Genomic DNA, 21,979 nt, shown 5'->3' with positions numbered 1-21,979 from the left:
CAAAGATTTAGCATATAGTTTAAAATTATCAATACTTTCATGATGTTAAACTTTTAAATTCATCTTTGTAACAAAAATGTTATAACCCGATATATCGTTCTATTGGTAGGCAATGAAATTCAAGTAAGTGACTTGGAATCGCTAAAAGTGAATAAAAATTCACATTGAAGGATTTAATATCTAGTCAAAGGCATGTTTTCTGTATTTTTATGTAGTTGTTCATTCTTTATATCCAGCCTACCAGAATCATTTGCAGTTGTACAAAAATTACACCATGGTGAATCAATTCCTATAAACAACATTCTATTGTTCAGTAGATACGGTGTCTGTCAGCATTTCCGTAATGCATAAAGCCTGATAGGATATGCTGAATATAATCCTAAAAATAAGTCGTTCATGCATTCAGATTCACCAAACGATTCTTGGGCTATTCGTTTTGCGCAGTTTGTACAGCGCTTCGGTACGCTTAAGTTAAGTATTCTGTTCGTTGTATTTTCGCTGGTATTTACGCTTGGCGGCTCTTACGTAATTCGCGTAAGCATGGGCAGTGCAGTACAGCCTGATGACTTTATCAGCGCGGTTATACTCACCATGCTTTCGGCACCTTGGGTACTGTACTTTTTTAGCGAACTTATAAAGCAGTTAGAAAATTCACGTACCAATCTTAAAGAAGTGGTAAGCCAACTAGAGCGCTTGCGAGAAGAAGATGTTTTTCTTAACCGTGAGCTGCAAACAAATATCCGCCAATTAAATCACGAAATTGAGCAGCGTAAATTAGCGCAAGAAGAGCGTGAAGCCTTATTTAAAGACTTAGAGCGTGAAATTCAGGATAAATCTGAACAAGAAGCGCAAGCCCGCCGCTTATCTACCTTGCTGCGCTCGATTATCGATGCCTCGCCAGATCTTATTTACTACCGTAATGAAGAAGGGCGCTTTGCGGGCTGTAACCGTATAGCAGAACTCATGACGGGTAAAACAGAGCAGGAACTGCTTGGTTTAACCCCTACCGATGTTTATGAAGAAGACTTGGCGCGACAAATCGTCGCCAGTGATCACGAAGTACTAGAAACTAACGCCAGTATTACCGAAGAGTTATGGCTACGCTTTGCCGATGGCCGCCGTCGCTACTTCGAAATGAAGCGAGTTCCATTCTTCGATAAAGAAGGTAACCGTTTAGGCTTGCTATCATTTGGTCGAGACATGACTGAACGTAAACAAGCAGAAAATGCAGCAGCGAAAGCCAGTACCGACAAAACGCGCTTTATCGCTACGATTAGCCACGAACTACGTACGCCGTTAAACGGTATTGTTGGCTTAAGTAGAATGCTGCGCGATACCGAATTAAACGAAGAGCAATTTAGCTGGGTAAGTACTATTTATGCCAGTGCTATCACGCTTGGCAATATCTTTAACGATATTATCGATTTGGATAAGCTGGATAGAGATAAAGTTGAGCTTAGTTTAAAGACTGTATCGCTTCGCGACTTCACCGAAGAGCTAAGCAGTATTATTCGACTATTAGCGGGTGATAAACAGCTAGAGCTTAAGACTACGATTAAAGAGCCTCTTCCGAGATTAGTTGAAGTCGATGGCACGCGCCTGCGCCAAATTTTGTGGAATATCCTGTTTAACGCAGTGAAGTTTACCCAAAAAGGCCATGTGAGCTTATCCATTGAAGCCACTAAACCAGAAAATGACGTCGCGTTCGTGACTTTTGTTATTGAAGATACTGGGGTAGGCATACCTGAAGAAGAGATAGAAAAAATCTTCGCTATGTACTATCAGGTTGATCACCCCGATCACCAGTCTGCAACAGGCACCGGTATTGGTTTGGCTATTTGTAAGCAAATGGTCGATTTAATGAAGGGTAATATCAAGGTTACCAGTGTGGTAGGTAAAGGCACGCGCTTTGAAATAGAGCTTCCGGTAGAAATATCGAAAAAGCCTATGCAAGTGGCGCAGCTTCAGGTTACTGACTTGAACATTCTACTGGTAGAAGATATTGAACTTAATGTGATGGTTGCCAAAGCCTTGCTTGAAAAAATGGGGCAAAAGGTGGATGTGGCCATGACGGGGCAAGAAGCGATTGATAAAGCCCGCGCGAACCAATACGACTTAATACTGTTAGATATTCAGTTGCCAGATATGACGGGCTTCGACGTGGCCAGTACGCTGCATGAAGAAGACTTAGTAATGCAAACGCCTATTGTGGCACTTACTGCGAACGTGATTAAAAAGCGGGAAGAATATTTGCAAAATGGCATGGACGATATTATTGCCAAGCCCATTAAGAAATCTCGCGTGATTGAGGTGTTCAACGAATTATTCCATGCGCCACCTGCGCCGTTAGAAGTTGAAGGTCAGGTAGAACGCCCACCAGAGCCAAGCAAAATATTAAGTAACATTTTAGATATGGACTTGCTCCAGATGTTAGTGGATACAATAGGCGATGATATGGTGCGAGCAAGTGTGAAAGTGTTCCAGGAGAAAATGCCTGAATACATGGAAATTTTGCAGTTGAGCCTAAGCGCTGATGAGAAATCTGAAGTTTGCTCGCAAGCGCATAAAATTAAAGGTGCAGCAGGCTCTGTAGGGCTTGCTCGTGTTCAGCGTATTGCAAATCAAATTCAACAAGGCGACCACCCTACGTGGTGGCAAAACGTTCACGATTGGGTTGAAGAGTTGCAAATGGCGGTACAGCACGATATGAAAGCCTTACAAGAGTGGCTCAATCAGCAGCGGGTAGACGATTAAATCGTTTATTAAAAAACGGGGCTGATTAAGCCCCGTTTTTATTTGGAAGTTGATTTCGCGAGTTTACAAGGGGTAGACGCAATGACAATGAGTACTGATAACGAGACGTTTAGCAACGCTCAGCTAAACGCTATAACAGCTAATGAAAACACGTCTGCATTAACCAAGCCTCAACTTCACCAACTAAACTTAGAAGCTATTTCTCCGCGTTACCGCGTAATTAATATTTCACTGGCTTTTGGCATAGCGTTTGTATTGATTATGGTGGCTAGTGCTCTACGGTATCAGTCATTTTTTGCGCTACCAGAGCCCTTAGTCGCCGCCTTTCCTTATATTGTTGTGGGCATTTGTGCGCTGGGATGTTTATGGACGACCTATCATTTTTTTGCCGATCCACTCATTAAATATGCCTTACGGGAACAAGACTTAAGCTTGCAGTCAGGCTTAGTATTTAGGTCGTTATCTTGCCAGCCTATATTGCGTGTTCAACACGTTGAATTAAAGCGTGGGCCTATTGCTCGTTTAGCAGGGCTCGCTTCTTTGCAGGTGTTTTCGGCTGGTGGCGCAACCCACACGTTTGAAATTCCAGGTATAGAGGTGGAGGTGGCCGAGCGATTAAGGCAGTTCATACTTGATCATAAAGATGTGAGTGCAAAATAATGGCTTCCCCCGAAGTAGAAACGGCGAAGCCTTCCGAAAGCCGCGCACAAGGGAAAGCGGTTAAGGTTGATACGGGCGAAGGCTGGCGTAGGCTTTCACCTATCGCCATTGCTTATTTTACGCTTCGCAGCATTAAAAATATGGCACAAGGCGCCATTTACGCCGTACCAGCCATTGCGGTAACGGCCAATATTACCGATAACATTCAATCGCCCAATACCCTTTTAGGCATTGCTGCGCTCTTCATTATTTTCTTTTCAAGCGGTGTCGTCAGTTTCTTCATGTACCGATTTAGAGTAAACAACCAGCATGTTGAAATTCACAGTGGTGTGTTTTCTCGAAGTTACACCAACTTGCCATTTTGGCGTATTCAGAATGTAAAAATTGAATTACCTTTCTACTATCGACCGTTCGGCTTTGCACTCGTAATACTTGATACTGCTGGAAGTGCAGGAGAAGAGGCTAAAATAGTCGCCGTTCCCTTGGCCTATGCTCATGCTTTAAGAAAGCAAGTGCTTGCCGAGCATCAAGACTCTCGCCCCCTAGACCCTCAACATCGCGACAATTGGCATCACGAGCCTGGGCATCAAGAGACTGGGCGTCACGCAAGCTCTTATGTAAATGATAGCAATGCAGTTGCTAATACTGCGGTTAACAGTGAGCAAAGCAAGCGCTATTTAGAAACCAACGAGGATGGCGAAACCATACTGAATAGGCGCTCTATAACCGATATCGTGATCCACGGAATTACCAACAACCGAGTATGGATTTTATTAGGTGCTGCAGCCCCCTTTTACGACAATGCGTTTGGCTACTTATCAGAATGGCTGGCTGAAAAGGGCTTGCAGCTAAATCAGCTTGTTGGCGAGCAGACCATAGCGTGGTGGCAGTTTGGCTTGTACGCGTTTGTGATGCTAATGATGGCTATGGCCTTGGTCGCAGTGATTAGTATTGGCGGTGCTCTGTTTACCTTTTACGATTATACATTGTCGCGCCACAACGACAGATATATCCGCAGAAGTGGTTTATTGAATAAACAGGAAGTGAGTATGCGGGCATCCCGCATTCAAGTAATTTCTGCGAAGCAAGATTGGTTAGACAGAATTCTTAAGCGCGTGAACCTGTACTTCGAGCAAAACGCATCAATTGGGCACTCGACCAATGAGCTTATGTCGCCAAACCGACTTATTGTACCTTCTGTGACTGAAGACGAAGCGGATGAGTTAAGCCAAGAAGTCATGCCGCAGAGTAAAATTCGCCGTAGCGACTACCAGTCTATAAGTAAGCGTTACATTTTACACTGGGTGATAGCAGGGCTTTCTATTCCTTTTGTGGTGGGTGCTGGATTTGGTATCTATATAGAACATTTAGATATTACTGCAGGGGTAACTTTTGTTAGCGCAATACTGCTAAGTGTTATTGTGCTTAGATGGTGGCGTTGGGGTGTGGTTAGCGACGGTAAATACATTTATGTAAGGCGAGGGCGCATAGGTGTGGATTACCTATGCTTCGAACCCTACAAAGTTCAGCAGGTAGTGGTAAAGCAAAGTGTGTTCATGAAAAGGCGAAAGCTTGCTACCGTGCAGTTTGTATTAGCATCTGGGGCTATTTCAGTGCCGTTTTTACCTGAAGGTTATGCGAATGAGTTAGCTAATAACGTGCTATTTGAAGTGGAATCGAAACGAAAGTCTTGGATGTAATAATTTTTCGATAACAAGCGTGGCACCTCCAGAATATGACCACAGCTTGTTTTATTTTTGTGATTACGTTAAGGCAATCGAAGCGACTAATTTGGGCAGGTATGATGCAATTGTTTAGCGTTAGCTGTCACTGGCAATTATTCTATCTTTTCCAGTACGCTTAGCTTGATAAAGCCGTTTGTCAGCAATGTCAATTTGCGTTTCAAGGTTAGTGTGTTTTTCTGCGCAAATACCAATGCTGCACGTTATATTTAGTTCGTGCTGCGTGAAACGTGAGCTTCGTACAAGGTTAATAAAGTGCGAAACGTTCCCAAGATGCTCCTTTAAAGCTCGGGTCGATATCACCGTAAACTCTTCACCGCCGTAGCGAACCACCAAGTCTTCACTAAAATGTTCTTTTAACAAAGTGGCAAACTCCTGAAGCAACATATCACCTGCCTTATGACCTTGATTGTCATTCACCGATTTAAAGTTATCGATATCAATCATACATACGGTTACCGCAGAGGTAGACGTGTCCTGGGCTAATATTTCTTCTCCTTGTTCTATAAGGTAGCGGCGATTGTAAACTTGAGTCAGGGGATCGATATTGGCTGATTGCCTGATGGTCTGAATCATTTCCTGAGCTTCTAAATTTTGCATCACTCGGCAGAAGAACTCTTCATGATAGAAAGGTTTAGAAAGGAAATCGTTAGCGCCACTTTTAATGAACTTAGAGGAAAGTACGCCATCATTGGTACCTGAAAGCCCAATAAAGATTAAATCTTGCATTCGACGTTCGTGTCTAATTGCTTTGATGAGTTCGTATCCATCCATATTAGGCATGCGGTGATCGGAAATTACCATACGGATATCTTGATGCTCAGAAAGCACATTGAGTGCCTCTAGGCCATCACTTGCCTCATAAATTTGGAATTGGAATTTTTTAAGCAGACTGCAAATATAGTTTCGACTAGTAACAGAGTCTTCAACAACGAGTACCTTAGTGGTGAGGTTTTTTCTCAAGCGGTCAATGAGCTTGATGACCTGATTGTAGGAATAGCGAGATTCTTTGGTTATATAATCAAGTACACCTAAATCGAGAAGTTGTGCTCGGGTAAACTCATCAAAATTGCCTGTTAACACCAAAGTGGGAATTGAATACGATAAACTTAAATCTACGCTCTCACCGTTGGGAGCATCAGGTAAATTTAAATCTACAATAGCGGCAAGAAAGTCGTGTCCTTTTTTAAGTTCTTGCGTTGCTTCAGCGAAATCCTTACAAAGGATTGGCGTTAAGTACGGGTTGTCTTCTAATAGTTTACTTAAAATTTTACGAACGGTTAGGCTGTCTTCTACCACCAATACTTTATTCATGACAACGTGGACTCTAAGTAATCAGACGAAAAGAATAACGAATAAACATAAAAAAAGCGCCCCTAAGAGCGCAATATTATACGGAAGTCTACCTTAGCGATAAGGGAAGAAAAGCTGGCATTTCTCAAAGGGTTAAATTTTATACTGTTGGTTAGCTTTGTTCTTGCGGAACGCGAACCCAGCCTTCCATCAATATGCGGGCGCTTCTACTCATGACGGCTTGTTCAATATTCCATTTGTCGTTTTCAAAGCTTGCTTTTGCGCCTACACGCAAGGTGCCTGAGGGGTGTCCAAAAACAACTGCTTCACGTTCACTGCCACCAGCAGCAAGGTTCACTAATGTACCCGGAATAGCCGCAGCTGCAGCTATGGCCACAGCGGCTGTGCCCATCATAGCGTGATGCAGCTTACCCATAGACATAGCGCGAACCAGTACATCAATATCATTTCCCAAAATATCTTTACCACTAGAGGCCTTATAGCCTGCAGGTGGCGCTACCATAGCGACTTTGGGCGTGTGCTGGCGAGAGGCCGCTTCGCCAATATCATTAATTAGCCCCATTTTCACCGCGCCATAAGCACGAATAGCTTCAAATTTGGCAAGGGCGGCATCATCGTTATTAATGTCATCTTGAAGTTCCGTACCCGTGTAGCCAATATCTTCAGCGTTGATGAAAATAGTCGGAATGCCTGCGTTAATCATGGTGGCACTGAAAGAGCCTACATCAGGTACTTCAAGCGTATCGACTAAACGACCGGTAGGAAATATAGCGCCTTCGCCATCGGCAGGGTCGACAAACGCAACCTCAACTTCTGCGGCAGGAAACGTCACCCCGTCTAATTCAAAGTCGCCGGTTTCTTGCACTTCACCATGAGTAATAGGCACCTTGGCAATAATGGCTTTATTGATGTTAGCTTGCCAAATATTGACGACAGCAATGCCGTTATCTGGAATTTTATTGGCATCGACCAACCCATTATTTATCGCAAATGCGCCCACTGCGGCCGTCAAGTTACCGCAGTTTCCACTCCAATCTACAAAAGGCTTGTCGATAGAAACTTGACCAAATAAGTAGTCGACATCGTAATCATCGCGCTCACTCTTACTAATAAGCACGGTTTTGCTAGTGCTCGACGTAGCGCCACCCATGCCATCGGTTTGTTTACCGTAAGGGTCTGGGCTGCCAATCACACGCAATAAAAGCGCATCTCGCGCCGGCCCAGGCTGCTGCGCCGCTTCGGGTAAATCAGATACGTTAAAGAACACACCTTTACTGGTACCACCGCGCATATAGGTAGCTGGTACACGAATTTGAGGGGCATACTTCGTCATGTTTATTCCTTTTTTAAATTCCGAACAACCTCCAGCGTCTAACACCTAGTTAAACATTGTTGGAGGATGTTAGGGGAACGTAATTTGGGCTCAGGGCCCTCAATACGCATGGATGCAAGTTGGGAGCTTACAACAGCAAGGCAACCAGTCACTCAGCGAAAGCAGCGCTTAAAAATCACTTTCCACAGTTGTATTACAAGTTTTGGCTTAACGTCGTTACACACTAAGGTATTGAGCTACTTCGCTTCATAAACCTTCCGCAGCAAGGATGCTGTGGCAGAGCCCCCATGGATGGGTTCACGGCGTGTTTATGAAGTGAAGTGGCTCAGTGCCAAACGTCAATGCGCTAAGATGAAGGCGCTAGCTTTCAACCTCTTCAGCTTCTAAGAAGTCTTTGGCAAAGCGTTGAAGCACACCGCCTGCGCTGTAAATCGACACCTCTTCTGCGGTATCTAAGCGACAGGTTACGGGCACATCTAGGGTTTCACCGTTGGCTCGATTAACCACTAAGGTTAGCGTAGCACCCGGTGCAGGTTCACCTTTAACGTCGTAGGTTTCAGTGCCATCAAGTTCAAGGGTTTTGCGTGTTGTACCCGGTTTAAACTCAAGGGGTAATACACCCATGCCAAGTAAGTTGGTACGGTGAATACGCTCGAAGCCCTCTGCGACAATGACTTCTACCCCAGCTAAACGAACACCTTTGGCAGCCCAGTCTCGTGAAGAGCCCTGACCATAGTCGGCACCTGCTACAATAATCAGTGGCTGTCTGCGCTGCATGTAGGCTTCAATGGCTTCCCACATGCGCACCACTTTGCCTTCTGGCTCAATGCGAGCAAGCGAGCCTTGTTTCACTTCGCCGTTTTCAAGCACCATTTCGTTGAACACTTTCGGGTTCGCCAAAGTAGCGCGAAGCGCCGTTAAATGGTCGCCCCTATGGGTGGCATAAGAGTTAAAGTCTTCTTCCGGTAACCCCATTTTCGCCAAATACTCACCCGCTGCACTGGTAGCCATAATCGCGTTCGATGGCGATAAATGATCGGTGGTAATGTTATCGCCCAATATAGCCAGCGGTCGCATGCCTGTCATTGTACGCTCAGCATCCATTGCACCTTCCCAATAAGGCGGGCGGCGAATATAGGTACTCATTTCACGCCAATCATACAGCGGGCTAATGTCGCTGCCAGTATTCACTTTTAAGTCGAACATGGGCTCGTACACTTTACGAAAATGCTCTGGTTTCACGCTTTTAGCGACAATGGCATCAATCTCTTCGTCGCTTGGCCAAATATCTTTAAGCGTGACGGGGTTACCGTCGTTATCTATGCCTAATACGTCTTTTTCAATATCGAAACGAACCGTACCGGCAATGGCGTAGGCCACCACTAATGGCGGTGATGCCAAAAAGGCTTGTTTCGCATACGGGTGAATACGGCCATCGAAATTACGATTACCAGAAAGCACTGCCGTGGCGTATAAGTCACGGTCTATAATTTCTTGCTGAATTTTCGGGTCTAGCGCGCCGCTCATTCCGTTACAGGTGGTGCAGGCAAAAGCCACTATACCAAAGCCCAACTGTTCCAGTTCGCCCATCAAATCGGCTTCTTCTAAATACAGTTTTACCGCTTTAGAACCTGGCGCTAACGAACTTTTCACCCAAGGTTTGCGGGTTAAGCCACGCTGGTTTGCATTGCGGGCAATTAAGCCTGCTGCAATTACATTGCGCGGGTTAGACGTATTAGTACAACTAGTAATGGCAGCGATAATTACCGCACCATCAGGCATTTTGCCTTCTTCTTGTTCCCATGCGCTAGCAACGCCGCGCTGAGCCAAATCGCTGGTGGCTAAACGAGCATGTGGATTAGATGGGCCAGCCATGTTGCGGCCAACAGAGGATAAATCAAAAGTGAGAACACGCTCGTATTCGGCACTCGCTAATGAATCTGCCCATAAACCGGTGTGCTTCGCGTATTGTTCAACTAAGGCAATTTGCTTTTCTTCACGGCCAGTTAAGCGCAAATAATCGATGGTTTGCTGGTCGATGTAGAACATCGCCGCGGTAGCGCCGTATTCGGGCGTCATGTTTGAAATAGTAGCGCGATCGCCAAGGGTGAGGTGCGTAGTACCTTCGCCATAAAATTCCAAATAAGAAGACACCACACGCGCTTTACGCAAAAACTCAGTAAGTGCCAATACAATATCGGTAGCAGTAATATTGGGCTGTGGCTTACCCGTAAGCTCAACACCTACAATATCAGGTAGGCGCATGTAAGAGGCGCGCCCCAGCATAACGCTTTCTGCTTCAAGGCCGCCTACACCAATAGCAATAACGCCTAGTGCATCAACATGAGGGGTATGGCTGTCGGTGCCAACCAAGGTATCAGGAAAGGCAACGCCGTCGCGAGACTGAATAACTGGCGACATACGCTCTAAGTTGATTTGGTGCATAATGCCATTACCCGGCGGTATCACATCCACGTTTTTAAACGCTAACTTAGTCCAGTCGATAAAATGGAATCGGTCGTCGTTACGTCTATCTTCAATAGCGCGGTTTTTTTCAAACGCGTCGGGTTCAAAACCCGCATGTTCAACGGCTAATGAGTGATCGACAATTAACTGGGTAGGCACAACTGGGTTTACTTTCGCTGGATCGCCGCCTTTCGCCGCAATGGCATCCCGTAAGCCAGCTAAGTCAACCAACGCGGTTTGCCCCAGGATGTCGTGGCATACCACGCGGGCTGGAAACCACGGAAAATCCAAATCGTTCTTGCGATAAATAAACTGCTTAAGTGAATCGGTTAACGCGTCAGGGTTACAACGGCGCACTAAGTTTTCGGCAAACACTCGTGAAGTGTAGGGAAGTTTATCGTAGGCGCCAGGTTCAATGGCTTCCACTGCCTCGCGGGTATCAAAGAAATCGATACCTGCGCCAGGCAAAGGTTTACGGTATTCGTAATTCATATTACTCATGATTTTAAGCCTTAGTCGTTAACTACGTGCAGACATAGGAGGTACGTCACGAATATCTTCACCAGTATATTCAGCTGATGGGCGAATAATACGGTTGTCAGCGCGTTGTTCCATCACGTGTGCTGCCCACCCCGTTAGGCGAGACATCACGAAGATAGGGGTAAACAACTTGGTGGGAATTCCCATAAAGTTATAAGCGGAAGCGTGGAAAAAATCAGCGTTACAGAATAGCTTTTTCTCGCGCCACATCACTTCTTCACAGCGCACAGATACGGGGTAAAGCACCTCGTCACCTACATCGGCAGCGAGCTTTTCAGACCAACCTTTAATGATTTCGTTACGTGGGTCTGATTCAGAATAAATGGCATGCCCAAAGCCCATGATTTTGTCTTTACGGGCAAGCATGGCCATCATTTTTTCTTCAGCGTCTTCGGCTGATGTAAAGCCTTCTATCATTTCCATGGCTGCTTCGTTCGCACCGCCATGCAATGGACCGCGAAGCGAGCCAATAGCGCCGGTCACACATGAGTGCATATCTGACAAGGTTGAAGCACATACGCGAGCGGTAAAGGTAGATGCATTGAATTCGTGCTCTGCATACAAAATAAGTGAAACGTGCATGACTTGTTCATGCAACTCGCGAGGTTTTTCGCCGTGCAGCATATGCAAGAAATGACCACCAATTGAATCGTCATCGGTTTCTACATCAATACGAACACCATCGTGAGTAAAGCGATACCAATAGCAAATAATGCTTGGGAAACAAGCTAACATGCGATCGGTTGCGTGCTGCTGTTCGCTGAAGTCGTTCTCCATTTCAAGGTTACCCAACATAGAACAACCTGTACGAAGTACGTCCATAGGATGTGCGTCTTTTGGAATACGCTCTAATACATCTTTAAGGGCCTGAGGTAATCCGCGCATACTACGAAGTAAGGCTTTGTATTCATCTAACTCGGACTGGGTAGGCAATTTACCTTTTAAAATAAGATAAGCCACTTCTTCAAACTGGCAACTGGCTGCTAAATCTTTTACATCGTAACCACGGTATGTCAGGCCAGAGCCTGATACGCCTACAGTAGACAGTGCTGTTTTTCCTGCAACTTGGCCGCGTAATCCCGCGCCACTTAATTGTTTAGCCATCTTGTTGTCTCCGGTCTTGTGTATGTAAGGTACAAAAGTTTGTTTAGTATAATTAATTGCCGCAATTTGCTTGAGGCCGCTTTGCTGCAGAGGTACAGAGTGCGGCGCTGCCACGCCGTAAACCCATCCATGGGGGCTCCGCTTCGGCATCCATGCCTCAGAGGGGCAGCGCTCACACTCTCTACCTCTACATCAGCGTCCTCAGTGAAGCCGCTTTGCTGCAGAGGTACAAAGTGCGGCGCTGCCACGCCGTAAACCCATCCATGGGGGCTCCGCTTCGGCATCCATGCCTCAGAGGGGCAGCGCTCGCACTCTCTACCTCTACATCACCGACCTCAGCAGGACCGCGCATATTTACTGCAAAGGCAACCGGCGTGGCAGCGCCGTATCCCTGCCTCCTCAGCCAAAGCGACCTCGCAGGTAAAACGGCCTCGATTCACCTCAGCCGTTAGCCTTTGCCTTTGGCGAACAGTTCGTCGAGTTTTTGCTCGTAGTCGTGATAGCCAAGGTAATCGTATAACTCCATGCGGGTTTGCATGGTGTCGACAACGGCTTTTTGATCGCCATTATCAAGTATTGATTGGTAAACGTTCTCGGCAGCTTTGTTCATGGCGCGGAATGCACTTAGTGGGTAAAGCACCATCGCAGCGCCCCATTCGCCAAGTTGTTCTTTGTTCCAAAGTTCGGTTTGTCCGAATTCGGTAATGTTGGCAAGAATAGGGACGTCTAACGCTTCTGAAAATGCGCGGTAGTGTTCTTCAGTTTTTACTGCTTCTGCAAATATGCCATCGGCACCGGCCGCAACATAAGCCTTAGCGCGTTGAATGGCTTTTTCTAACCCTTCTTGAGCGAAAGAATCGGTTCGCGCCATAATGAAAAAGTCTGGGTCGGTTCTGGCATCTACCGCGGCTTTAATGCGATCGACCATTTCTTCTGTGCTCACAATTTCTTTGTTAGGGCGATGACCGCAGCGCTTTTGCGCAACTTGATCTTCCATGTGTACAGCCGCTGCGCCCGCTTTTTCCATATCGCGAATGGTTTTTGCAATATTAAATGCGCCGCCCCAGCCTGTGTCTATGTCTACCAATAAGGGTAAGTCACAGGCTGACGTGATGCGTTGTACATCCACAATAACGTCGTTTAGTGATGTCATGCCCAAATCGGGGAGCCCGTATGAAGCATTCGCAACGCCACCGCCTGAGAGGTATATCGCTTTGTGACCGATAGATTTTGCCATCATGGCGGTATAGGCATTAATGGTGCCTAATATTTGCAGTGGCTTATTGTCGGCCAGTGCTTGTCTGAATTTCTTTCCTGCACTCATAAGTAACACTCTCTGGTTTTAAATTAGGTTGGTGTGGCGCTAAGTTTGTTTTCAATATTGTTCTTTGAATAAAGAATATGGCGGCGCATTAGCATCTCGGCTAGCTCTTCATCGCGATTCGCAATCGCGTTCACAATGTGTCTGTGTTCGTCAAAGGCTGTAGTAACCCTTGGGCCAGCCATGCCTAGTTGAACGCGATACATGCGTACAAGATGATAGAGCCCGTCTATTAACACGCTAATGAGGTGGCTGTTTTTACTGCCAGTCACGATGCGGTAGTGGAAGTCCACGTCGCCGGCTTCTTGGTAATACAACTGGGCGTCTTTCACTTTATTGAAGTGAGAATCTAATAAGCCTTGCAGTGAGGCGACTTCTTCGTCGCTCATGTGTCTTGCAGCAAGGCGTGCGGCCATGCCTTCTAAGGCTTCTCTTACTTGGTAAAGCTGAATTAGCCCTTCAGGGGTTAGCGATACTACTTTGGCCCCAATATTCGCTTTCCGCTCAACTAGGTGGCAGGCGGCAAGTCGATTAATACCTTCGCGAATAACCGCACGGCTGACTTCGTATTTTGTCGACAAATCAGTTTCACTGAGTTTAGAGCCTGCAGGAATAACGCCTTCTACAATGTCTTTACGCAATTGAAAGAAGGTTCTATCTGCATTAGTTACAGGCTTTTCTAGGGTTATCTGTACCGACAAGCTATGCACCACAAAATAAATGTTATGTCGACAATATAGGGGGTTTAGGCTGCTTGGTCAAACTTTCTTAGTAGTTATTGTCGACAAAGTGGCGTTGGTTTTTATAAATTGAAAGGTTGAGCAAAATCTAAAAAGGTAACAATTTGCTGCTAATGCAAGAGGTTAATCTTAAAGGCTAGCGACAAGAGGCAAAGTATAAAGAAGGCGAATTGGGGTAGTGGGGCGGCTACAACCTGCGGTGCTTTTTGTCTGAAGGTTGTAAAGGTGTGGGAAAATATTGTCTAAATGGTCTAGTGAATAGTTAAAGGGAATCGGTTTTATGCTTAATAAGTAACCTATGCTAACGTAATGATTATAAATAATAATATGTCAATTGGAATGAGGGGGTTAGCACTGTTTTCGGCCTAACCAATTAGTCTAATTTTAAAGTCTCATTTTAATAAAAGTGCAATATTTCGCTATGCAAGTTAAAAGGAAGTCAGTATGATATTTCTCCAGTCTTCAAGCCAATACTCCAGTCGTGGGTAGATGGGGGCTGGTAGGGTAGAGAAAGTGACACTAAAACCAGTAGGGATACACGCCACTTTCATCAGGATATCCATAAATCAGCTAAATGTTACTCGTCGTAACGCCCTCTATTTTGTGAGTCTATTGGTTTTAAAGTTCCATAGAGAACTTGAAGCAGCCTAAAAACAATAAATTTTTTGACACTAAACACTCTCGCAAAGGGGTTACACATGATCACCAATACTGACGTGTCTAAGACACTAGTTAGTAGGCTTTCGCCTGTCGCTTTGGCAGTAGCGTTAACTGTACCTGCTATTTCTCATTCTGCATTTGCTCAAGAGGCTGAAGCCACTGAAGAACAAATGTATGAAGCGATTACCGTTACAGCAACCAAGCGTCCTCAAGTTATCTATGAAGTACCAATTGCAATTAGTGCATTTGACGGTGATATGTTAGCTGAACAAGGCATTACTGACTTAACGGATGTTGGTAAGTTTGTTCCAAACTTAAACGTAACGGGCTTTTCAGCGGGTCACACTTCTTCTGTAAACCCTTTTATTCGTGGTATTGGTCTTCAAGACCATCTTATCACTACTGATCCTGGTGTAAGCGTCTATGTTGATGGCGTTTATTTAGGCCGCCAAGTGGGTCAAAACTGGAGCTTGAATAACATCGAGCGTATCGAGGTACTTCGTGGTCCTCAAGGTACGCTATACGGTCGTAACTCTATTGGTGGTGCCATTAACATCATTACCAAAGAGCCAGATCAAGGCGATGTGACTAAAGTAAATGCAGAGTTCGGTACTCGCGGTCGTGTTAAGACTGACTTGTTCGTGAACCATGCATTATCTGACACCCTAGCATTCAACATGAACCTTGCTTACAACACCCGTGATGGTTTGGGCGAGTTCATTAACGTACCTAATGCAGAATATGATGTGGGCGAAACAGAAGATATTTCTGGTCGTATCTCGGTAAAATATGAGCCGTCTGATGATTTCCGTATGGTACTAACCGCTGATGCCAATAATGGTGACGGTGGTTTACGCCCTTACACAGTGCTTATTGATGAAATGCCAGATGGGCGTTTTTATGCTGGTACAAACAGCCTAGGTCTTGAGCTTAGAAATAGCGATGTAACCCCAGAAGGTTATGATATTTACGATAACGCTACAGGCACACCAGAAGTCACTGGCGTATCTAATGAAGCCCGTGGTGTGTCACTGACTACCGAATGGGATATTAGTGACGATTACACCGCTAAAGTCGTTGCTAGCCGCCGTACATCTAAGTACAAAGCGGGTCTGGATGATGATGGTACTATCTACTCGTTAGACCAATACCCAGAGCGTGGTGAAGCAGACCAAACGTCAATTGAAGTTCAATTGAATGGTTACATCAATGAGTACACTGACTTCGTTGCTGGCCTTTATTACTTCAATGAAGAAGGTAGCAACCGTCAAGGTAGTGATTCAAGTTTTGATGGCGGTGGCAACACCCTTCAACTTGACCAAGAAACCACAAGTAAAGCGGTATACCTAAACCTTCGTCATGACTTAACTGACGAGCTTAGTGTATCTGGTGGTATTCGTTACACTGAAGATGAAAAAGACGCGTCTGCAAATGTATTCGATGCGCTTGGCACCATTTATGACTCAAATGAGTGGGACGAAGTAACGTGGGAATTGGCGACCAACTATACCTTTGAAAATGGCATGACAGGTTATGCCACCATTCAAAACGGTTATCAGTCAGGTCAATATCCTGCTCGTCCATACTGCCTAATTGGCGAGTTCTTTGGCGCGGGTGGCTTCGATGATTTAGACGGCGCAGTAGCAGCAGTTAATGCAAGCAACTGTTTTGAAGCCTCTGACAACATTACAGCGGTGAACTACGAAGTGGGCCTTAAAGGTCGTGTAAATGAATACTTTGACGTGAGCATTGCAGTATTTAACACTGAGTTTGAAGACTTACCGTACCAAGTAAGCCAAGTTAGTGAAGGTGGTTTTGATACGGCTAACTTAGTGGTTGAGCAAACGTCACGTGGTATCGAGCTAGATACGACCTTGAACGTAGGCAACTTCAGTATGCTAACCAGCATTGGTTACATGGATGTTGAAGTTGATGAGCAAGACGGATTTAACCCTGTTGCGCCATTAACGCCTGATTTAACTTTCGCAATTGGCCCGTCATACACCTTCGACCTTGAAGGCGGTGATAAAATTCGCGCACGTATCGACTATTCATACCGCGCAGAAATGTACGGCGAGCCTAGTTCAGAGCCTACTCGTATGACGAACATTGATAGCCGTGAATTGGTTAATTTCGATGTTGCCTATACGCCAGCAGATGAAGGTTATACGGTTGCTTTATATGGCCGTAATATCTTTGATGAGCGTTATGACAACGCTCGCTTAAATACTGGGGATTATATTATCCAAGTATTAAGTAATGACGCGAGTGAGTTTGGCGTACGTTTCTCAACTGAGTTTTAATTAACGAATTGAGTAAGTTAAAAAGACAAACGCTACATCTGAAATAGGGGTAGCGGATATAACAAAGGCTGGTTTATAACCAGCCTTTTTGTTTTGCGATTCTGGCGGCATCTACACGGTTTGTTGCATCAAGTTTTGCGATGGCTTCAGACAAATAATTACGCACGGTACCTTCTGACAAAAACAGCTTCTGCGCAATATCATGGGTTTTTAATCCGTCAGCGGCGAGTTTCAGTGCTTTGCTTTCTTTTGCCGAAAGCGGGTTGTTATCATTCAGTGCCATTAAAGCAAGTTCGGGGCTAATAACTCTTTCGCCTTTTACAATTTTATGTAATGAGTTAACAAGGTACTCACTGTCAGCCTCTTTTAAAACAAACCCTTTAGCGCCCAGTGCCAGCGCTCGCTTTATGTAGCCAGGTTTGGAGAATGTGGTCATTACCACCACTTTGCTGTCTATAGATAAAGCTGCAAGCTTTTCTGCTAAATCTAGCCCCGAGACTAAGGGCATCTCAATGTCGGTAAGAATAATATCGGGGGCTTCGTTTGCGCCAAGCCAATCTAGCGCTTCTTGTCCATTAGCGCACTTCCCACTTATTTCAAAGTCGTCTTCTAAAGACAATAAGGTGGCGATAGCATCACGCACCAAAGATTGGTCTTCTACCACTAAAATTCGATTCATTGCCGGTTGCTCGATATAGAATTAGTCATATTTCAATGTGTGCTCTGTGCGTTATTATCGGGTTTAGAAAGTAGCGGTAATTGAAGTGTTAGCACGGTTGGGGAGCCCCACTGAAACTCAACCGTTGCATTAATGAGTTCAGCTCGCTCGCGAATGCCTTGAACGCCGTTGCCCTCAGTTTGGCAGTGGCTGTTACCATTATCAGTTATAACGAGAGTCAACATATCGTTGGTACATTGAAGGGTAAGCGTTGCTTGGTTGCCCTTACTATGACGAAGAATATTCGTAGTCGCTTCTTTTACTATTAACGACAATTGAGTTTCTTGAAGGGGAGTAAGGTGAGTGAAGCTGCTTTCGTCTACATCGCTCACTTCATGAAAACCCTGCTCCGACAACTTAGCCATATTTTTAGCGATTTCCTGGCTAAAGGAAAGGTGTTTAATGCCACTTACCGTTTGCCTAATCTCACTGAGTAGTTGCTGAGACAGCTGCGCCAATGCTTTTACTTCTGCTTGAGCTTCAGCGGTGCGGCCTTTAGACAGTAATTTATCGGCCACTTGAGCCTTCAACGAAATGCTGCTTAATGCATGACCAGCTACATCATGGAGATCACGGCCTATTCGTTCACCGTTTGGACGACGACCTTGCATTTCGGCTAGAAGTTCGGCTGGGGCTTGCTCGCCATCTTGCCGTGGCGTTACTCTTACTTGTGACATAATGTTTACTCCTAATTAAACGCCACTTTAGTCATTAAAGTGGCTAACTTGGAGCGAAAGCTTACGGGGAATGAACGTACTTAACCACAGAGATTATCTTTTACCATGGTGAATATTTTCTTTACTGCTGTATTTTATCAAAGTACTCCTGAGCTTTAATCTCTTTTAGCCCGCGGGTTTTCTACCTCTTTAAACAGCCATTCTTTAAATGCGTGTATTCTTGGCAGTTCAGCACATTCGAGGCGGTAAATAACGTAATACGCCAAAGGCGATTCAAAATAAATATCAGGGAATAACCTGACCAATCGCCCTGCGGCTAGATCATCTTTAGCCATAACACTGCGTGCTAACGCCACGCCGTGACCATCAATAGCTGATTGCAATACAGCCGCTGAGTTATTTATTTGAATGCTTTTAGTGGTTAAAGGGCCTGTTACTCCGGCTTTTTTTAACCACGCCGACCAAGACGGAAACCCCATATGGTCGTCCATTGATTGATCGTGTATTAGGGTTTCGTTCAATAATTTATCTATGGTGTTTAAGCGGTTTGAGTCTTCTAAAAACTTAGGTGAGCATACCGGGTATACCTCTTCATCCATTAGTTTTTCTGCGCTCAAGCCTTGCCAAGTGCCTGTACCAAAGCGTATGCCTATATCTATGCGCTGCTCAGTAAAATCAACAGGCTTTAAATTAGTATTTAAATTCACACTGGTTTGCGAACATATTTCTTGAAAAAAATGCAACCTAGGCAATAACCACTTGGCGGCAAATGCGGGGCTTACTGCCACTGTTAACGCGCCACTTATGGTGTTGTCTTTTAAAATCTCTAGCCCTTGGGCTAGTTTATCAAAGCCTTCGCGTATTAATGGCAGGGCACTTTGCGCGGTTTCGGTGGTTACTAGCCGTGTTTTACCTGAGCTCATTCTATGAAATAGCGGCGTGTCGAGCCACTCTTCTAATGTTTTTACCAGCTGCCCAACGGCTGCAGGCGTTACATTTAGCTCTTCAGCTGCCGCTGAAAAACTTTGGTGCCTTGCGCTTGCTTCAAACGCTTTTAATGCATTGAGGTGTATAGGTGATTTCATACGATAAACTTTTTCTTTACTGATGATTCAGATTATCTCGTTTGTTAAAGCAAGTAAATAAGTAAAAAATACCGCCCAAGCCAACCAGCAAGTTACTTGCTATTAGGCAACCCAATACTTTTTATTTATATAACAAATACAGCGCTTAGTGGCGCTTGGAGCAATAAACATGACTAAGCAATTTTCAGGTAAAAAGTTACTCGTTATTGGTGGTACTAGCGGAATGGGTTTTGACACGGCTCGATTAATTTTAGAGCAAGGCGGCCACGCTGTTATTGTTGGCCACCGAAAAGAAAAAGCCCAAGCAGCAAAAGAGCAGTTATCAGCTTTAGGCACTGTTGAGGTGTTAACCGCTGATTTAACCAGCGACGAAGGCGTGCAAAACTTAATTAACACACTTTCACAAGACCACGCAGACGTCGATTTACTGGTAAATGCGGCCGGTGTGTTTTTCCCTAAACCATTTTTAGAGCACGAAGCAGCTGATTACGATCAGTACATGCAAATTAACCGCGCGCTATTTTTTATTACTCAAAAAGTAGCCGCTAATTTAGTTACAGCAAAACGCGCAGGCGCCATTGTTAATGTGGGTTCTATGTGGGGTAAGCAAGCTATTGCCGCTACACCATCGTCAGCGTATTCAATGGCTAAAGCAGGCTTACATGCGCTAACTCAACATTTAGCAATGGAATTAGCCGTGCACAACATTCGCGTCAATGCAGTATCGCCAGCGGTTGTACAAACGCCAATTTACGAAGGTTTTATTCCTAAAGCACAAGTAAACGATGCCCTACAAGGCTTTAACAGTTTCCACCCAATTGGCCGTGTAGGTACCAGCGAAGATGTCGCCAATACCATTGCGTTTTTACTCAGCGACAAAGCTGCTTGGGTCACAGGTGCCGTATGGGATGTTGACGGCGGCGTAATGGCAGGTCGTAACTAAATATCGTAAGCGCTAATGGGCTAAAGCTGCCCGTAGCTAAATTTAATCACTGGAGAACAAATATGGTTTATTTACAAATTACACTAAATGTTGACCACGGTAATAGAAAAGCAGCAGCAGAGGTTTTTAATACCTACAAAGCCCCATTTTTAGACACTGTAAGAGGCGCAGTTTCAAAAGAGTTATTAGCGCGTGATGAAGATGTACAGGTACTTCACGGCTTTGAAACTATTGAGCACGCTCATGAGTACTTAGAAAGCGATTTATTTAATGCAGATGTGGTTACCGCGCTCGCGCCACTACTTACTAATGAACCAGAAGTACGCATTTACTGCGTAGCTTAGTAAAAATTTAAGATAGGAAAGTAAAAAAATGTCACAAGATTGGAACGCGTACCGCACCGAAGTAATGAACACTGTAGGTGCGTTTGCTAAGCAAAGCCCAGATACCCTACGCGGATTAATGACAATGGATGGCGCTGGCGAAAAGACAGGCCACTTAACGCCTAAATTACATGAGCTAATTAGCGCTCGCTGTTGCAGTAACAACACGTTGTGATGGGTGTATTGCGATGCACACTAAAAAAGCGGTTGAGCACGGCGCAACAATTGGTGAAATATCTGAAGCGTTAGGCGTTGCTGTAGCCTTAAATGCAGGTGCTGCGCTAACTTACAGTGCACGAGTACTTGACGCTCACGCACAATTACAAAACGCTTAATAAGCGTAAATTTATACCAATTCGCTTAATTAAGTGATCTATTTTGAGGTTGGAAAAACGTGTTGATAGTTAGGCAAAAAATTCGCTATTAAGTTGTTCTAAATGAGAATTTTTTAACGCAGGTAGCGAAACGCTAAGCCCCGCAAAATGATTAAGTATTAGTGCGGATTGGTATCATAGAGCAATAACATACATTATTGCTCTTATTTGATTTAGGTTAGATATATGCGAGTCAATTCAGATTTTTCAAAAAACGCTTTAATGCTGCCAAGTCAATATAGTTGGCAAACATCGCCTCAGGCGGGTGTTGAGCGGGTAATGCTCGACAGAATAGGCGCTGAAAAAGCCAGAGCAACTAGCGTAGTACGCTACGCGCCTGAGTCTACTTTTCCAAGCCATGCTCACCCAGGTGGTGAAGAAATATTGGTACTTTCGGGCACTTTTTCAGATGAGTCGGGCGACTACCCACAAGGCTTTTATTTACGAAACCCGCCAGGGTCTTCACATGCACCTAAAAGTAAAAGTGGCGCAACCATTTTTGTAAAACTGTGGCAAATGTGCGTAACAGAAGCCACCTCTGTGCGCATAAATACACACGATCCGGCTACGTGGATAACCCAAAATAACCGCCTAATATGCCCGCTTTATCAAGATGATAACGAAGTAACTAAACTGGTAAAGTTAACCCCGCAACAGCCCCTATTTGATAACCTAAAAGCACATAATGCCTTAGAGCTATTTGTACTGGGCGGCAGCGTAATACACAACGAGGTAGAATATTCAAAAGGAAGCTGGCTAAGGCTGCCAAGCACGAGTAAAGCGTTAATATCTGCGGGAAATAACAGCGCTACAATTTACCTAAAAGTAGGTAATTTTAAAAACATAGGCTGTGGAGGCTAAA

The 21,979-nt window shown here is 44.8% G+C and carries 18 protein-coding genes; 9 read left to right on the top strand and 9 right to left on the bottom strand.

Annotation, left to right across the window (positions count from 1 at the left end):
- Positions 1-396 precede the first annotated feature (396 nt).
- The 3 genes from arcB to J5X92_RS12795 all read left to right on the top strand — a co-directional run bounded on the left by arcB (position 397) and on the right by J5X92_RS12795 (position 5,114).
- A complete protein-coding gene (arcB, locus tag J5X92_RS12805) occupies positions 397-2,754 on the top strand; it encodes an aerobic respiration two-component sensor histidine kinase ArcB (protein ID WP_208805895.1) in 2,358 nt (785 codons plus the stop codon).
- 81 nt (positions 2,755-2,835) lie between these two features.
- Positions 2,836-3,414: a PH domain-containing protein gene (locus tag J5X92_RS12800; RefSeq protein WP_126873835.1), complete on the top strand. Its 579-nt coding sequence runs from the start codon at positions 2,836-2,838 to the stop codon at positions 3,412-3,414.
- Positions 3,414-5,114: a PH domain-containing protein gene (locus J5X92_RS12795; RefSeq protein ID WP_126873834.1), complete on the top strand. Its 1,701-nt coding sequence runs from the start codon at positions 3,414-3,416 to the stop codon at positions 5,112-5,114. Before J5X92_RS12800 ends, J5X92_RS12795 begins: the two co-directional genes overlap by 1 nt.
- A gap of 120 nt (positions 5,115-5,234) precedes the next feature.
- Here the strand turns inward: J5X92_RS12795 and J5X92_RS12790 are convergent, their stop codons facing one another.
- The 6 genes from J5X92_RS12790 to J5X92_RS12765 form a co-directional block, all read right to left on the bottom strand.
- Positions 5,235-6,470, bottom strand: coding sequence for a response regulator (locus tag J5X92_RS12790; RefSeq protein ID WP_208805894.1), 1,236 nt, complete (start codon positions 6,468-6,470; stop codon positions 5,235-5,237).
- A gap of 151 nt (positions 6,471-6,621) precedes the next feature.
- The gene (gene prpF, locus J5X92_RS12785; RefSeq protein ID WP_013782839.1) at positions 6,622-7,803 is read right to left on the bottom strand and encodes a 2-methylaconitate cis-trans isomerase PrpF; all 1,182 of its coding nucleotides are present in this window, start codon (positions 7,801-7,803) and stop codon (positions 6,622-6,624) included.
- A gap of 360 nt (positions 7,804-8,163) precedes the next feature.
- A complete protein-coding gene (gene acnD, locus J5X92_RS12780; protein WP_126873843.1) occupies positions 8,164-10,761 on the bottom strand; it encodes a Fe/S-dependent 2-methylisocitrate dehydratase AcnD in 2,598 nt (865 codons plus the stop codon).
- A 27-nt stretch (positions 10,762-10,788) separates the two neighbouring features.
- Positions 10,789-11,913, bottom strand: a complete 1,125-nt coding sequence (gene prpC, locus J5X92_RS12775) for a 2-methylcitrate synthase (RefSeq protein ID WP_126873831.1) — start codon at positions 11,911-11,913, stop codon at positions 10,789-10,791.
- 448 nt (positions 11,914-12,361) lie between these two features.
- A complete protein-coding gene (gene prpB / locus J5X92_RS12770) occupies positions 12,362-13,237 on the bottom strand; it encodes a methylisocitrate lyase (protein ID WP_126873830.1) in 876 nt (291 codons plus the stop codon).
- Between the two features lie 23 nt (positions 13,238-13,260).
- Positions 13,261-13,935 carry a GntR family transcriptional regulator gene (locus J5X92_RS12765; protein WP_126873829.1) on the bottom strand — a complete coding sequence of 225 codons (675 nt, stop codon included), beginning with the start codon at positions 13,933-13,935 and terminating at the stop codon, positions 13,261-13,263.
- Positions 13,936-14,672: 737 nt separating this feature from the next.
- Here J5X92_RS12765 and J5X92_RS12760 point away from each other — a divergent pair.
- Entirely contained in the window at positions 14,673-16,937 is a 2,265-nt protein-coding gene (locus J5X92_RS12760) for a TonB-dependent receptor (RefSeq protein WP_126873828.1), read from the top strand.
- A gap of 73 nt (positions 16,938-17,010) precedes the next feature.
- Here the strand turns inward: J5X92_RS12760 and J5X92_RS12755 are convergent, their stop codons facing one another.
- The 3 genes from J5X92_RS12755 to gcvA all read right to left on the bottom strand — a co-directional run bounded on the left by J5X92_RS12755 (position 17,011) and on the right by gcvA (position 19,417).
- Positions 17,011-17,616 carry a response regulator transcription factor gene (locus tag J5X92_RS12755; protein ID WP_126873827.1) on the bottom strand — a complete coding sequence of 202 codons (606 nt, stop codon included), beginning with the start codon at positions 17,614-17,616 and terminating at the stop codon, positions 17,011-17,013.
- A gap of 32 nt (positions 17,617-17,648) precedes the next feature.
- On the bottom strand, positions 17,649-18,332 hold the full coding sequence (locus J5X92_RS12750; protein WP_126873826.1) for a histidine kinase: 684 nt from the start codon (positions 18,330-18,332) through the stop codon (positions 17,649-17,651).
- A gap of 155 nt (positions 18,333-18,487) precedes the next feature.
- The gene (gcvA, locus tag J5X92_RS12745) at positions 18,488-19,417 is read right to left on the bottom strand and encodes a transcriptional regulator GcvA (protein ID WP_126873825.1); all 930 of its coding nucleotides are present in this window, start codon (positions 19,415-19,417) and stop codon (positions 18,488-18,490) included.
- A 169-nt stretch (positions 19,418-19,586) separates the two neighbouring features.
- On the opposite strand from gcvA, the gene J5X92_RS12740 reads away from it, so the two are divergent.
- From J5X92_RS12740 to J5X92_RS12725, 5 genes are all read left to right on the top strand, one after another.
- Positions 19,587-20,360: an SDR family oxidoreductase gene (locus tag J5X92_RS12740; RefSeq protein WP_126873824.1), complete on the top strand. Its 774-nt coding sequence runs from the start codon at positions 19,587-19,589 to the stop codon at positions 20,358-20,360.
- A 62-nt stretch (positions 20,361-20,422) separates the two neighbouring features.
- Entirely contained in the window at positions 20,423-20,704 is a 282-nt protein-coding gene (locus J5X92_RS12735; RefSeq protein WP_096042628.1) for a hypothetical protein, read from the top strand.
- A 28-nt stretch (positions 20,705-20,732) separates the two neighbouring features.
- On the top strand, positions 20,733-20,918 hold the full coding sequence (locus tag J5X92_RS21085; protein ID WP_221885335.1) for a hypothetical protein: 186 nt from the start codon (positions 20,733-20,735) through the stop codon (positions 20,916-20,918).
- Between the two features lie 13 nt (positions 20,919-20,931).
- The gene (locus tag J5X92_RS21080; protein WP_221885336.1) at positions 20,932-21,078 is read left to right on the top strand and encodes a carboxymuconolactone decarboxylase family protein; all 147 of its coding nucleotides are present in this window, start codon (positions 20,932-20,934) and stop codon (positions 21,076-21,078) included.
- 225 nt (positions 21,079-21,303) lie between these two features.
- Positions 21,304-21,978: a cupin domain-containing protein gene (locus tag J5X92_RS12725; protein ID WP_096042626.1), complete on the top strand. Its 675-nt coding sequence runs from the start codon at positions 21,304-21,306 to the stop codon at positions 21,976-21,978.
- Position 21,979 lies beyond the last annotated feature (1 nt).

The organism is Alteromonas sp. K632G, from assembly GCF_017653625.1.
In the GTDB taxonomy this organism is placed as follows: domain Bacteria; phylum Pseudomonadota; class Gammaproteobacteria; order Enterobacterales; family Alteromonadaceae; genus Alteromonas; species Alteromonas naphthalenivorans.
The sequence above is the reverse complement of the archived record's forward strand: the minus strand, read 5'-3'. Positions and strand labels throughout refer to the sequence as shown.